The organism is Rahnella sp. ChDrAdgB13 (assembly GCF_017655185.1).
GTDB lineage: Bacteria > Pseudomonadota > Gammaproteobacteria > Enterobacterales > Enterobacteriaceae > Rahnella > Rahnella contaminans.
In genome coordinates this window covers 46865-60336 of sequence record NZ_JAEMGT010000102.1, presented here as the reverse complement: position 1 = coordinate 60336, position 13472 = coordinate 46865, and the positions used below count along the sequence as shown (strand labels likewise).

General features: G+C 54.3%; 10 protein-coding genes and 1 pseudogene. 9 read left to right on the top strand and 2 right to left on the bottom strand.

What is annotated here, in order from left to right:
• Window positions 1-193: hypothetical protein (locus J8X26_RS22230; protein WP_208951982.1), on the top strand; the 193-nt coding region annotated here is incomplete at its 5' end.
• A gap of 788 nt (window positions 194-981) precedes the next feature.
• Here the strand turns inward: J8X26_RS22230 and J8X26_RS22225 are convergent.
• Window positions 982-2067 (bottom strand): ABC transporter ATP-binding protein, encoded by a 1086-nt coding sequence (locus tag J8X26_RS22225; protein WP_208951981.1) that lies wholly within the window; start codon window positions 2065-2067, stop codon window positions 982-984.
• Window positions 2068-2317: 250 nt separating this feature from the next.
• On the bottom strand, window positions 2318-3874 hold the full coding sequence (locus tag J8X26_RS22220) for a PLP-dependent aminotransferase family protein (protein ID WP_244370794.1): 1557 nt from the start codon (window positions 3872-3874) through the stop codon (window positions 2318-2320).
• Window positions 3875-4019: 145 nt separating this feature from the next.
• On the opposite strand from J8X26_RS22220, the gene J8X26_RS22215 reads away from it, so the two are divergent.
• The 8 genes and pseudogenes from J8X26_RS22215 to J8X26_RS22180 all read left to right on the top strand — a co-directional run bounded on the left by J8X26_RS22215 (window position 4020) and on the right by J8X26_RS22180 (window position 13472).
• Window positions 4020-5288 carry a 4-aminobutyrate--2-oxoglutarate transaminase gene (locus J8X26_RS22215; RefSeq protein WP_208951980.1) on the top strand — a complete coding sequence of 423 codons (1269 nt, stop codon included), beginning with the start codon at window positions 4020-4022 and terminating at the stop codon, window positions 5286-5288.
• 8 nt (window positions 5289-5296) lie between these two features.
• Window positions 5297-6752, top strand: a pseudogene (locus J8X26_RS22210) (NAD-dependent succinate-semialdehyde dehydrogenase).
• 269 nt (window positions 6753-7021) lie between these two features.
• Window positions 7022-8050 carry an ABC transporter substrate-binding protein gene (locus J8X26_RS22205; RefSeq protein ID WP_165059897.1) on the top strand — a complete coding sequence of 343 codons (1029 nt, stop codon included), beginning with the start codon at window positions 7022-7024 and terminating at the stop codon, window positions 8048-8050.
• 170 nt (window positions 8051-8220) lie between these two features.
• Window positions 8221-9486, top strand: coding sequence for an ABC transporter permease (locus tag J8X26_RS22200; RefSeq protein ID WP_165059899.1), 1266 nt, complete (start codon window positions 8221-8223; stop codon window positions 9484-9486).
• A 12-nt stretch (window positions 9487-9498) separates the two neighbouring features.
• Window positions 9499-10338 carry an ABC transporter permease gene (locus J8X26_RS22195; protein WP_371819750.1) on the top strand — a complete coding sequence of 280 codons (840 nt, stop codon included), beginning with the start codon at window positions 9499-9501 and terminating at the stop codon, window positions 10336-10338.
• An 86-nt stretch (window positions 10339-10424) separates the two neighbouring features.
• On the top strand, window positions 10425-11159 hold the full coding sequence (locus J8X26_RS22190) for an SDR family NAD(P)-dependent oxidoreductase (RefSeq protein WP_152326703.1): 735 nt from the start codon (window positions 10425-10427) through the stop codon (window positions 11157-11159).
• A complete protein-coding gene (locus J8X26_RS22185; RefSeq protein ID WP_208951979.1) occupies window positions 11152-12219 on the top strand; it encodes a phosphotransferase in 1068 nt (355 codons plus the stop codon). Before J8X26_RS22190 ends, J8X26_RS22185 begins: the two co-directional genes overlap by 8 nt.
• Complete coding sequence (locus J8X26_RS22180) at window positions 12213-13472, top strand: aspartate aminotransferase family protein (protein ID WP_208951978.1); 1260 nt, start codon at window positions 12213-12215, stop codon at window positions 13470-13472. Before J8X26_RS22185 ends, J8X26_RS22180 begins: the two co-directional genes overlap by 7 nt.

The following is a 13472-nucleotide window of genomic DNA, read 5'->3' as shown; positions in this document are numbered from 1 at the left end:
CACCATCTCACCATCTCACCATCTCACCATCTCACCATCTCACCATCTCACCATCTCACCATCTCACCATCTGATGATTCCTGTATTCAGGGATTTGTGCATCTTTGGATTTCAGAAGCATGTGATGCCAGATATGTATCTTATGATTACAGGATTAAATGATTCTTGCACGCCTGAGATTACAAAATTCTGAGATGTGCAGATATAAATCGTAGGATTACGGGATTAAGTAATCTTTGAATCATTAATTATCAATAGAAGAGCAAACAGGTATGTACGGCACAACAGGATTCCAGGATGACATGCTTCCGTAATCTTAAAGAGGATTACAGGAGTATAAGATTACACGTTGATGAGTGCTCAATGGACTTAACTTACTATGTGTATCACGTAATCCTGGGATGTAGAGTGAATCTCAGGATTACATGATACTGTTTCGGATTCTGTGATTCCATAATCATTTTAATAAAATCAATTATTTATCAACACGAGGTGGAGCTGTGTCTAATCAGCCTTCAGAGGATGTCAGGATTCAATGATTTCCACTAGGATTTTGAGATTACAGGATATCCATAATAAATCACGGGATTATTGGATTATCGTGACGCGCTGGGATTCAAAGATTCCATGATTATGGAGATAATGAATCCAGAATATTAAGATTCAAGGATTCTGGGATTTATAGATTGAATAAGATTACGGAATCTTAAAATCTCAGGATTGTCACGGCCTGTGACGGATGTTGGGATGCCGGGATTTTAGGATGGTGTGATTTAATGATTATGAAATACAGGCCTGAAGGATGTTGTGATTATAAGATTCTGGGATTTATCTTGTGATGACAAGATGACAAGATGACAAGATGACAAGATGACAAGATGACAAGATGACAAGATGACAAGATGCAGGAAAAAACAAATCCCAAGATTATAATATCTCGGGATTTCAGGATTGTAAGATTCAGAGATTTTAAAGGCAGAATTAATGAGTTACCACATCCAGTGCGCGCAGGTGTTCGGGCAACCAGGAAAGCAGAACTTCTGATCCGGCTTTCCAATCCGGACTCATGTGTGCGGCAGAAAGCTTAATCATGAAATTATCCTGACCAGCAACTTCAGTCATCATACGGACATGGTCGCCCAGATAGATGAACTGTTTAATCCGCGCTTTGACCTGTTCCATACCCGGCTGAGGATTGTTGATACTGATCCGCTCGGGGCGGATTGAGAGCAAAATTTTCTTACCGGGTGAACTCGGGCGAATTTTAACGGCGCGAAGAATTGTGCCGTCATCGAGAGATGCGCGATAAAAATCACCTTCGGCTGCCGTATTGGTTGCCAGCAGACTGTTATTTTCTCCGATGAACTGTGCAACAAACGCATTATCCGGTTTTTCATAAATCACACTCGGGCTGGCCATCTGCTGGATAACGCCGTCGTTAAATACCGCAACGCGGTCAGACATAGTCATCGCTTCGCTTTGATCGTGTGTCACATAGACAATCGTCAGATCCAGCATCTGGTGCAATTGCTTGATTTCCATTTGCATATGTTCGCGCAGTTGTTTATCCAGCGCCCCGAGCGGTTCATCCATCAACACCAATTTCGGTTCGAACACCAGAGCGCGGGCGAGGGCGACACGCTGCTGTTGCCCGCCGGACATTTGCGCCGGATAGCGATCTGCCAGCGGTTTAAGTTTGACCATATCCAGAATACGGTCAACTTTCTCCTTGATATCCGTCTTGTTAAGACGACGTATCGTCAGCGGAAACGCCAGATTTTCGGCCACCGTCATGTGCGGGAACAAGGCGTAATTCTGGAAAACCATCCCGATATCACGCTGATGCGGAGGCAAATTATGCAAAGGTTTATCGCGTAGCAGAATTTCTCCCTGAGTCGGCGTTTCAAACCCTGCAAGCATCATCAGGCTGGTTGTCTTGCCGGAACCTGACGGGCCAAGCAGCGTCAAAAACTCACCCTCATGGACATCAAGATTGAGGTTTTTAACGACCAGTTTATCGCCGTCATAGCTCTTCTTGATATTTTTGAAGCTGACATACGTTCTCATAACAGGTACTCCGCGAAGAAAAATACTGGAAAGTGGATGACGCAACCCGGCACAAATCATGCATAAAACATCCTCAGAAGGAGTGTTTGTGTGGCGTTATTAAAAATCTTTACCACCCGTCCGAAACGCTAACAAGCATTTTTTAGCAAAAAACCACAAAAAACGAGCCTGAGAGAAATCTCGCAGGCTTATGAATTTTATTGCTATTTTTAAAAGTTTTCTGCTTATTGCTAGCAATATGAAAGAGGGATTACGCAGGATCAGGCAAGTCGTCAGCTTCCGTTTCGGTGATCTCAATCATCGCCTCCTGCGCACTACAAGATTGCAGCCTGCGCCGTAAACAATCCACGATATGCCCAAACGCGGGCACAATTTCTTCCTCCGAAACACCACCATAACCGAGCAAAAGCCCGCGCCGCGGGGCCGGACGCAGGTAATAAGCGGAAAGCGGGCGGGTCAGCACACGCTTTTGCTCCAGCTCAGCGCTCAGCGCTACGTCATCAATCGAATCCGGCAACGACAAAATCAGATGCAAACCGGCATTGCTGTTTTCGCTTAAAAACTCCGGCCCGAGCTCCTGCTCAATCAGCTTCGTCAGCACATTACGCCGCTTGCCGTAAATCAGCCGCATCCGGCGGATATGCGCCGCGTAATGACCTTCGCGTATAAATTCCGCCAGCGTATGTTGCGTCAGTCCGTTACCCGCCCGGTACAACTCGGAATGTGCAATCTTGAGGCGCGAAGCCAGAGGGCGCGGCAAAACGACGTAACTGATTCGCATCGCCGGGTACAGCGTTTTGCTGAACGTCCCGATATAAATCACAGGTGCATCACTGCTCAGGCCTTGCAACGCGGGGATCGGACTGCCGGAATAACGAAATTCGCTGTCGTAATCATCTTCAACCACCCAGCTGCCTTGCTGGCTGGCCATCGCGAGAATTTTTTGTCTGCGCGCCAGACTCATTACCGCACCCAGCGGATAGTGATGTGACGGTGTCACGCATATCAGTTTAGGTGCGCGGCTTTCTGGTGGATTTTCAGGCGGATCCATACCGTTTTCATCCACAGGAATTGGCTGAATATCCACGCCGTTGATGGTTAGTACATTGCGAATGCCCCAGTAGCTGGGTTCTTCAATCCAGGCGACATCGCCCGGATCGCAAAGCATTTTTGCCAGTAAATCCAGAGCCTGATGCGTACCGGCGGTGATGAGGATCTGGTCGGCGGTGCAGTCCACCGAGCGTGCAATACGCAGATAATCAGCGAGCGCATGCTGAAGTTCCGGGCAGCCACCGTGGCGCGAATAGGTGAGATATTCCGGATGCAGACGGCGGCTCAGGCGGTTTTGCAGCTTGCGCCAGATGTCATGAGGAAACTTTGTGACATCCGGTACGCCCGGCATAAACGCGCCCCACTGGTGCGACGCCACGCCGGTGCGCGTCAGCAAATTTGAACCGCGTTTGGAAAGTGAAACATGGCTGCGGAGCGGGGCACAGCGTGTGGTGTTTTTGTCGGCGATTACGCCGTCTTCCGGTAAATCGGATGTGACGAAGGTACCACTTCCGGTACGCGTCTGAATGTAGCCCTCAGCCTGCAATTGCTCGTAGACCGCCAGCACCGTATTGCGCGAAATATCCAGTTCTTTGGCCAGGTCCCGGGATGCAGGTAAACGGCTGCCGGGGCTGATGCTGCCGTCAAAGATAGCCTGTTGTAATGCCTGATAAACGCGCCTGTTCAGCGTGCCTCCGGAAGATTCAGAAAGCCCGGTGAGACGCTGAAAAATGAGGTCAGAGAGCAGTGAGCGCAAAAGTGGATCCTCAAAATAATTAAAACTGGTTCTGGATTATAGAACCGCTGACAGGATAAAAAACAAGGACAGATTGCTATTTCGACAAATTGTTCACCTTGCAACCGGCAATCTCCAAAACATAACCCTCAGGCAGGAGCGAAAGATGAGTCACAGCGAACTGGAAAAACGCCGTAAAGAAGCGACACCGCGTGGTGTCGGCGTCATGTGTGATTTCTATGCAGCGAAGGCGGAAAACGCAACGTTGTGGGATGAGCAGGGTCGGGAATATATCGATTTCACCGCCGGGATCGCCGTGCTCAATACCGGTCACCGCCATCCGAAAATTGTCGAAGCGATCCGCAAACAGCTCGACCTTTTCACGCACACCGCCTACCAGATTGTGCCTTATGCAAGCTTTGTCACGTTGGCCGAATGCATCAACGAAATCGCTCCGGTGACAGGAAATGCGAAAACCACCTTCTTCAGTACCGGTGCCGAAGCGGTAGAAAACGCGGTGAAAATTGCCCGCGCTGCCACCGGTCGCCCCGGCATTATCACTTTCTCCGGTGCATTCCACGGCCGCACCTTACTGACCATGGCGCTGACCGGAAAAGTCGTGCCATACAAAGTGGGTTTCGGTCCATTCCCGGCATCAGTATTCCACGGTCAGTACCCGAATGCGCAACACGGCATCAGCACCGAAATGGCGCTGGAAAGCATCGAACGAATTTTCCGCAGTGATATCAGTCCGCAGCAGGTTGCCGCCATTCTTTACGAACCGATTCAGGGCGAGGGCGGTTTTAATATTGCGCCGGAAGATTTTGTGAAAGGCCTGCGCGACATCTGCGACCGTCACGGCATCGTGCTGATTGCGGATGAAGTGCAGAGCGGCTTTGCGCGTACCGGTAAAATGTTTGCATCTGATTACTACCCGGATTCCCGGCCGGATTTAGTCACCATGGCGAAAAGCCTGGGCGGCGGGATCCCGATTTCAGGCGTGACCGGTCGCGCTGAACTGATGGATGCGCCGGAACCGGGCGGTCTGGGCGGCACTTACGCGGGCAACCCGCTGGCGGTGGCGTCGGCGCTGGCGGTTCTCAAAATCATCGAAGAAGAAAAACTCTGCGAACGCGCGAGCCGTCTGGGTGCGGAATTGGTTGAAACGCTGGAAAAAGCAAAAGCGAAATGCCCGGCGCTGGTTGATGTGCGTGCGCGCGGTTCCATGGTCGCGGCAGAATTCAACGATCCGGCGACAGGCAAACCGTCGGCAGAACTGACAAAACAGTATCTGCGTAAAGCGCTGGATGCCGGATTGCTGATGCTGAGCTGCGGCGTCCATGGCAACGTGATCCGTTTCCTGTATCCGCTGACCATTCCTGATGCGCAGTTCAAAGACGCACTGGCTATTTTGTCCCGTGTGCTGGCTGACTGAGGAACGCTATGCAACTCAAACATACTGAACTCCTGCGCCAGCAATGCCTGATCAACGGTGAATGGGCCGACAGCGAAAATGGCGAACGCGAGGACGTCGTCAACCCGGCAACGGGCGCGGTAATCGGCAGCGTACCGCAGATCACCACCGCGCAAACGGCGCAGGTTATTGCTTACGCCGAACAGGCGCAGGCGGTCTGGCGGGAAAAAACTGCCAAACAACGTGCCGCGCTGATGCAGAAATGGGCGCAACTGATGCTCGAAAATGCGGACGACCTGGCTGCGTTGCTGACCGCTGAACAGGGTAAACCGCTGACGGAGGCAAAAGGCGAAATTGTTTATGCCGCATCGTTTATCGAATGGTTTGCCGAAGAGGCGAAACGCGTGGAAGGCAGCGTGCTGGCACCGGTTCAGGCGTCACAACGCATGCTGGTTCTGAAGCAACCGGTTGGCGTTTGCGCGGCCATCACCCCCTGGAATTTCCCGGCGGCGATGATCACCCGTAAAGCCGCACCGGCGCTGGCCGCAGGTTGCGCGATGATCGTGAAACCCGCAGAACAAACGCCGTTCAGCGCTTTAGCGCTCGGGCAACTGGCGGTCGAAGCGGGCATTCCGGCGGGGGGTATTGCAGGTGATCACCGGTTCCGCGCAAAAAGTCGGCAAAGTGCTGTGCGCGAGTCCGGTGGTTCGCAAACTGAGCTTTACCGGATCCACTGAAGTCGGGCGCATCCTGATGGCGCAAAGTGCGCCGACGGTGAAAAAACTCTCTCTCGAACTGGGCGGTAACGCGCCGTTTATCGTGTTCGATGACGCCAATCTCGAGCGCGCCGTGGCCGGTATTATGGCTTCGAAGTTTCGCAACAGCGGGCAAACCTGCGTCTGCGCTAACCGGATTTATGTCCAGCAGGGGATTTACCCGGCGCTGGTGAAACGGCTGGTAGAAGAAGTGGAAAAACTGAAAGTGGGCGAGGGTTCTCAAACCGGCGTCACGCAGGGGCCGCTGATCGACGACGCAGCCGTCAGCAAAGTGCGTGAGCATATCGACGATGCGCTCTCACACGGGGCAACAATATTGACCGGCGGCGAGCCGCACGCGCTGGGCGGCACGTTCTTCCAGCCTACCGTGGTCGGCGGTGTGACATCTGCGATGAAATTTGCGCGCGAAGAAACCTTCGGGCCGGTCGCGCCGGTTTTCAGTTTTACCGATGAAGCGCAGGTGGTGGCGATGGCGAACGATACCGAATTCGGGCTGGCTGCTTATCTCTTCACGCGTGACGCTGCGCGCCAGTGGCGGGTACCGGAAGCCCTGGAATACGGCATGGTGGGCATCAATACCGGTCTGATTTCCAACGAAGTCGCGCCGTTCGGCGGTATTAAACAGTCCGGTCTGGGGAGGGAGGGGTCCCGCCACGGTATGGACGACTATCTGGAAATGAAATATCTGTGCATCGAACTGGGTGAGTAATTCTGAAGCACAACGTCCCGATAGGGTGCAGAAATGCACGTCAGCTGTGCAAGGTTCATTAATAAAAAGAAACTGAGTGGTCATGAGGCACAAAAAAATCACATAACGCCTCTGCAAAACCTGTCCGCCCGTCATTTACGGCGTGGCGGACGGACTCAACAGTAATGGCATGGTTTATGCTTCGTTATAAAATATGATGCATCATGTTTTTAATAATGCCGTTACCTTAGCGCTTTCCTTACTTTTTTAGTTAACCCAGGAGTCACAGCATGTTTAAAAAAATTGCCCTTACCACTCTTCTCGCCGGGTTGGTGTTTCAGGCTCAGGCTGAATCTCTGACAGTGATCTCTTTCGGCGGTCTGAACAAAGACGCTCAGGACAAAGCGTTTTACAAACCTTTCGCAGCAGCCGGTAAAGGCACGATCGAGCCGGGCGAATACAACGGTGAAATGGCCCGTATCCGCGCCATGGTAGAAACCAAACAGGTAGGCTGGGACGTGGTGGAAGTCGAAAGCCCCGAACTGATCCGTGGCTGTGATGAAGGGCTGTTTGAACCGCTGGACTGGAGCAAACTGGGCGACAAAACGCAGTACGTGCCGGGCGCGGTAACCGAGTGTGGTGCGGGCATTTTCCTGTGGTCAACTGTGCTGACGTATGACGCCAGCAAACTGAAAAAAGCGCCGACCAGCTGGGCTGATTTCTGGAATGTAAAAGATTTTCCGGGCAAACGTGCGCTGCGTAAAAGCGCCAAATTCACGCTGGAAATCGCCTTACTGGCCGATGGCGTGAAGCGTGAAGACATCTATAAAGTGCTCGCCACGCCAGCCGGTGTGGAACGTGCCTTCAAAAAACTTGATCAAATCAAACCGAACATTCAGTGGTGGGAATCCGGCGCGCAACCGCTTCAGTGGCTGGTGTCCGGGGACGTTGTGATGACTTCTGCCTACAACGGCCGCGTGAGCGCCGCGCAGGGTGAAGGTCATGACTTCAAAATGGTCTGGGACAACAGCCTGTATGACCTCGACAGCTGGGCTATCGTGAAAGGGTCCAAACATAAAGATCTGGCCGAACAGTTCATCGCTTTCGCCAACAAACCTGAAAACCAGAAAGTCTTCGCCGAAACCATCCCCTATGGGCCGACTGAAAAATCAGTCACCGGCATGATTGACCCTAAATATGCGCAGAACTTGCCAACTGCCGAGAAAAACCTGGCAGGCGCTTTGCAGGTAGATACTAACTTCTGGATTGAGCATGGCGAAGATCTGGAACAGCGCTTCAACGCCTGGGCTGCTAAGTAAATACCCGTCATCCTTCGGTCTGACTCTGCTTTGGCTTCGCTCACGAACCCCGGTCACAGTCTTTTGTGTGCTCCCGGGGACTTGCTCACTTGCCGCCTTGATTCAGACCGAATGATTTTGTGCTCAGCACCTGTGAAAAAAGAAATCAGAACCCGCAGCGGGAGAAAATTATGAGCCAGACCGAAATGCTGACGACACCGGTGCCGGACGACGCCGCTTCAGGGCCGACGCTGCGTCAGCGCCTGCGCAAAGTAGAAGCGGCGTATACGCGACGTTCTTTGTTGCTGATTGCGCCACTTTTGTTATTTGTGATTGTCAGCTTCCTGTTCCCGATTGCGTCCATTTTGGGTAAGAGCGTGACCAACCCGGAGCTTGGCGAAACCCTGCCGGAAACCGTGGCGCAGCTTGCGCATTGGGAAGGCAAAACTGTGCCGGATGAAGCGACGTTTTCCGCGCTGGTGACGGATCTGCGCAACGCCCGCAACAGCGGGCAGATGGCGACTATCGCCAAACGTCTGAGCTATGAGGATAACCGCTACCGGAGCCTGATCACCGGCACATTACGCCATGTGCCCGAAGGTACCGCGCCGGTCAAAGAGGCGCTGATCCAGAGCATGCCGCTGTGGGGCGAAATGAGCACCTGGCAGACGTTGCAGCGCGCGGCGAAACCGCTGACTTCCTATTACCTGCTGGCTGCGTTTGACCGCAAAGTTGACGTCGATACCGGCAAAATTACTGCGCTGCCGCCGGATCAGGCGCTGTATGTTAACGTTCTTCTTCGCACCTTGTGGATGGCGCTGGTCGTCACGCTGTGCTGCGTTGCACTCGGTTATCCGCTGGCGTACTGGCTGGCGAAACAACCGGCCGGTCGCGCCAATCTATTGATGATTTTGGTGTTACTGCCGTTCTGGACATCGCTGATTGTCCGCACCGCCAGCTGGATTGTTTTGCTGCAATCCGGTGGTCTGATCAACCGCGCGCTGCTTTCCACCGGCATCATCGATCATCCGCTGGTAATGGTGTTCAACCGTCTCGGCGTTTACATCTCGATGACGCACATCATGCTGCCGTTCATTGTTCTTCCTTTATATGCCGTGATGAAAAGTATTTCGCCGAACTATGTTCGCGCGGCGATTTCACTCGGCGCGCATCCTTTCTCCGCGTTCTGGCGGGTGTATGTGCCGCAGACCTATGCCGGGGTCACGGCGGGTGCGCTGCTGGTATTCATGATGGCAATTGGTTACTACATTACGCCCGCGCTGCTCGGCGGGCCGGGCGATCAGATGGTCAGTTATTTTGTGGCGTTCTTCACTAATACCACGATGAACTGGGGAATGGCGGCGGCGCTCGGGAGCCAGTTGCTGGTGATTGTTGTGCTGCTTTATATCGTTTATATCCGCGTGACGCGCACCAAAGCCGAAGTGGCTGCGAACTAAAGGGGCCTGACCATGAAACACAGTATGAAACAAAAAGGGGCGCTGATTTTGCGGTTGTGGCGCTGGTGTTTCAACTTCTACAGCGCGGCAATCTTGCTGTTTCTGATTGTGCCGGTGCTGATCATTGTGCCGCTGTCGTTTAATTCCGGCTCGTTTCTGAGTTATCCGCTGACCGGTTTTTCGCTGCGCTGGTATCACACGTTCTTCCACTCGGATGAATGGCTGAGTTCGCTGGGAAACAGCCTGCTGATTGCGCCGCTGGCGACGATCCTGGCCACCGTATTGGGTGTTCTGGCCTCTGTCGGATTAGTGCGCGGGGAGTTTCGCGGCAAATCTCTGGTGATGGCAATTCTGATTTCGCCAATGATTGCGCCGGTGGTGATCATCGCCGTCGGAATGTTCTTCTTCTTTGCCCGCGTTTCCCTGCTCAACAGTTATCTGGGGCTGGTGCTGGCGCACGCGCTGCTCGGCGTGCCTTTTGTGGTGATTACGGTTACCGCAATCCTCAAGAACTACGACCGTAATTTATCGCGCGCCGCCGCCAGTTTGGGCGCTTCGCCGTGGCGTGTATTTCGCAAAGTGACGCTGCCGCTGATTGCACCCGGCGTATTTTCCGGTGCGCTGTTTGCGTTTGCGGCCTCGTTTGACGAAGTGGTTGTGACATTATTCCTCGCCAGCCCGCGTCAGCGCACGTTGCCGATCCAGATGTTCGCCGGTATCCGCGAAAACCTTGACCCGACGATTGCCGCTGCGGCGTCGCTGATGGTTGGCGCATCGCTGATTTTGCTGCTGGTGATGGAACTGCTGCGCCGCCGGGGCGAACGCCTGCGCCATTCTTTCGCCGCACATTAAACATAAATGACTCAGAGGACTTTACAGGTCCTCTTTTTTTGATTATTCCTGATGCATCAAATATCAAAACGACAAGGACCTTCATCATGACAGAGAAAAAAACGTTACTGCTGACCGGGGCAAGCCGCGGTATCGGTCACGCAACGGTGAAACATTTTTATGCTGCAGGATGGCGGATTTTCACCGCGTCGCGTCAGAACTGGGTGGATGAATGTCCGTGGGCAGAAGGTTTTCTTAACCATATTCATCTGGACCTGGAAGACATCGACAGCGTGCAAAAAGCGTTGCCGATGATTAAAGAGCGCCTCGGCGGACGGCTCGATGCGCTGGTAGATAACGCCGGGATTTCGCCAAAAACGCCGGCGGGCGGGCGCATGGGCGTGCTCGGCAGCGATTACGCCACCTGGTTGCAGGTGTTCAACGTCAACCTGTTCTCGACGGCGATTCTGGCGACCGGATTATTTGATGAACTTAAGGCCGCGCAGGGCAGCATCATCAACGTTACGTCGATTGCGGGCAGCAAAGTGCATCCGTTTGCGGGCGTGGCGTATGCCTGTTCCAAAGCCGCACTTTCCACGCTGACCCGCGAAATGGCGCATGAGTTTGGCCCGCACGGCGTGCGGGTTAATGCGATTGCGCCGGGGGAAATCGATACCGCCATTCTGTCGCCGGGCACGCAGGAAATCGTCGAGCGCAGCGTGCCGTTACAGCGTCTGGGCAAAGCCGAAGAAGTGGCGTCGCTGATTTATTTCCTCTGCACGTCGGGCGCGTCTTATGTGAACGGCGCGGAGATCCACGTAAACGGCGGTCAGCATGTCTGAAACACCGTCACTGCTGACTACCGAAGTGCCGCGCGTCAGCCCGTTGCAGGCCGAAAACATCGCCGCGCAAATCTACGGGCTGGAAGGTTCCGCGCAGGTTTTGGGCGGAGAGCGCGACAGCAATTTTTGCCTGACCACGCTTTCAGGCCGCGCTTACATGCTGCGGTTTGTGAATCCGGCGGAAGTGCCGGAAGAAGTCGATTTTCAGACCGCCATTCTCAGTCATCTTGCCCGGCGCGACAGCCATCTGCCGGTTCCGCGTTTGCAGAAAAGCCGCAGCGGCGAACTGACGCCGCAGGTCAGCGTCGCCGGGCAGAACCTGACTTTACGCGCCGTCAGTTATCTTCCGGGCACTGCGCAATTTCAGGTTCCACGATCTCAGACACTGATGCGCGAACTTGGCGATACGCTGGCGCGTCTCGACATTGCGCTCAGCGATTTTGAACATCCCGGCGCAAAACGGGATTTATTGTGGGACATCAGCGATATGTCACGCCTCGAAGGCTGGATCCCGCATCTGACTGACCCGGAGCAGCGCCACACCATCAGCCGCGTGCTGGATATCCATCAGCAAAAAGTGGTGCCCGCCAGCCGCTTTTTGCGCAAGCAGGTGATCCACAACGATTTGAACGCGCACAATGTGCTGGTAAAAAGCGCAGACCCGCAGCGTCTGGCGGGGATTATCGATTTTGGTGATGCGCTGCGTGCGCCGCTGATCAACGAACTGGCAACGGCGCTGGCGTATCAGCTCGACAGCCAGGGCGAAAATCTCTTCCAGTATTGTCGCCCGATGATTGCGGCGTACACCGCCCGTCAGCCGTTGAGCGAGGCAGAACAACACGTTTTGCCTGAACTGGTGGCCTCGCGTCTTGCGCTGAGTCTGCTGATCGCCCAGCACCGCGCCGTGTTATATCCGCAAAATCGTGACTATATTTTGCGTAATCAGGCGCACGCGTGGGGCAGCTTATCGCGTCTGATGACGCTGTCGTTTTCGCAGACTGGCGAGATTTTCAGTCAGTCTTGTACGTCTGAATGGCCGTATAGGGAGCAAAAATGCTGACTCAGCAACAGGTTCTGGAAGGCCGCCAGCAGTGGCTGGGCGGCGGTTATCGTCTGTTTTATCAGGAACCGCTGCACGTCGTGCGCGGCGAAGGCGTCTGGCTGTACGACAGCGAAGGGCGTCGCTATCTGGATGCTTACAACAACGTGGCGTCCGTGGGGCATTGCCACCCGGCCGTTGTCGAAGCGATTGCCACGCAGGCGGCGCAGCTCAACACGCACACGCGGTATCTTAATGACGCCATCGTAGAGTTTGCTGAAGATTTTCTGACGGAATTTCCGCCGGAACTGCGCAATCTCACCATGACCTGCACCGGCAGCGAAGCCAACGATCTGGCGCTGCGCGTGGCGCGGCAAATCACCGGCGGGCAGGGCGTTCTGGTCACGCGCTGGGCGTATCATGGCGTCACCAGCGCACTGGCCGGACTTTCGCCTTCACTCGGTGACGGTTTTGAGCAGGGCAAAAATGTCTGGCTGATTGATGCGCCGGATACTTTCCGCCGCAAGGGCGCTTTCGCCGATGGCGTGGAACGGGCGCTGGAAGAAATGAAACAGGCTGGTGTAAAACCGGCTGCGCTGCTGCTGGACACTATTTTCTCCAGCGACGGCGTTTTCAGCCCTGAACAGGCCGAAATGCAACGCGCGGTGGCGCGGGTGCGTGCGGCGGGCGGATTATTTATCGCCGACGAAGTGCAGCCCGGTTTTGGCCGTACCGGCAGCCAGCGCTGGGGCTTTGCCCGTTACGGCGTGATGCCGGATCTGGTGAGTCTGGGTAAACCGATGGGCAACGGCCATCCGGTCGCCGGGCTGGTTGGCAGGCCGGAACTGTTCGCGGAATTTGGCCGTCGTCAGCGTTATTTCAACACCTTCGGCGGCAATCCGGTTTCGTGCCGTGCGGCGCATGCGGTTTTGCAGGTTTTACGCCGTGAAAAGCTGCAACAAAACGCGCAACGGACGGGGGAAATTCTGCGGGAAGGGCTGCTGAAACTGGCGGCGCGTTATCCGGTGATCGGCGATGTGCGCGGTGACGGTTTGTTTATCGGCGTGGAACTGGTGAGCGATCAGCACAACACGCCCGCGCCTGAGCTGGCAGCATTTGTCGTTAACCAGATGCGGCACAAGCAGATCCTGATCAGCGCTACCGGCCCGGCGGCGAACGTCCTGAAAATTCGCCCGCCGTTGGTCTTTCAGCCCGAACACGCCACGCTGTTGCTGGAAACGCTGGCGGGCGTACTCGCAGATATCCCGCTCTAA

Bases quoted from the DNA above. Each gene is read 5' to 3' on its own strand.
- J8X26_RS22225 (WP_208951981.1), bottom strand. From the start codon at position 2,067: ATGAGAACGTATGTCAGCTTCAAAAATATCAAGAAGAGCTATGACGGC.
- J8X26_RS22215 (WP_208951980.1), top strand. From the start codon at position 4,020: ATGAGTCACAGCGAACTGGAAAAACGCCGTAAAGAAGCGACACCGCGT.
- J8X26_RS22205 (WP_165059897.1), top strand. From the start codon at position 7,022: ATGTTTAAAAAAATTGCCCTTACCACTCTTCTCGCCGGGTTGGTGTTT.
- J8X26_RS22200 (WP_165059899.1), top strand. From the start codon at position 8,221: ATGAGCCAGACCGAAATGCTGACGACACCGGTGCCGGACGACGCCGCT.
- J8X26_RS22195 (WP_371819750.1), top strand. From the start codon at position 9,499: ATGAAACACAGTATGAAACAAAAAGGGGCGCTGATTTTGCGGTTGTGG.
- J8X26_RS22190 (WP_152326703.1), top strand. From the start codon at position 10,425: ATGACAGAGAAAAAAACGTTACTGCTGACCGGGGCAAGCCGCGGTATC.
- J8X26_RS22185 (WP_208951979.1), top strand. From the start codon at position 11,152: ATGTCTGAAACACCGTCACTGCTGACTACCGAAGTGCCGCGCGTCAGC.
- J8X26_RS22180 (WP_208951978.1), top strand. From the start codon at position 12,213: ATGCTGACTCAGCAACAGGTTCTGGAAGGCCGCCAGCAGTGGCTGGGC.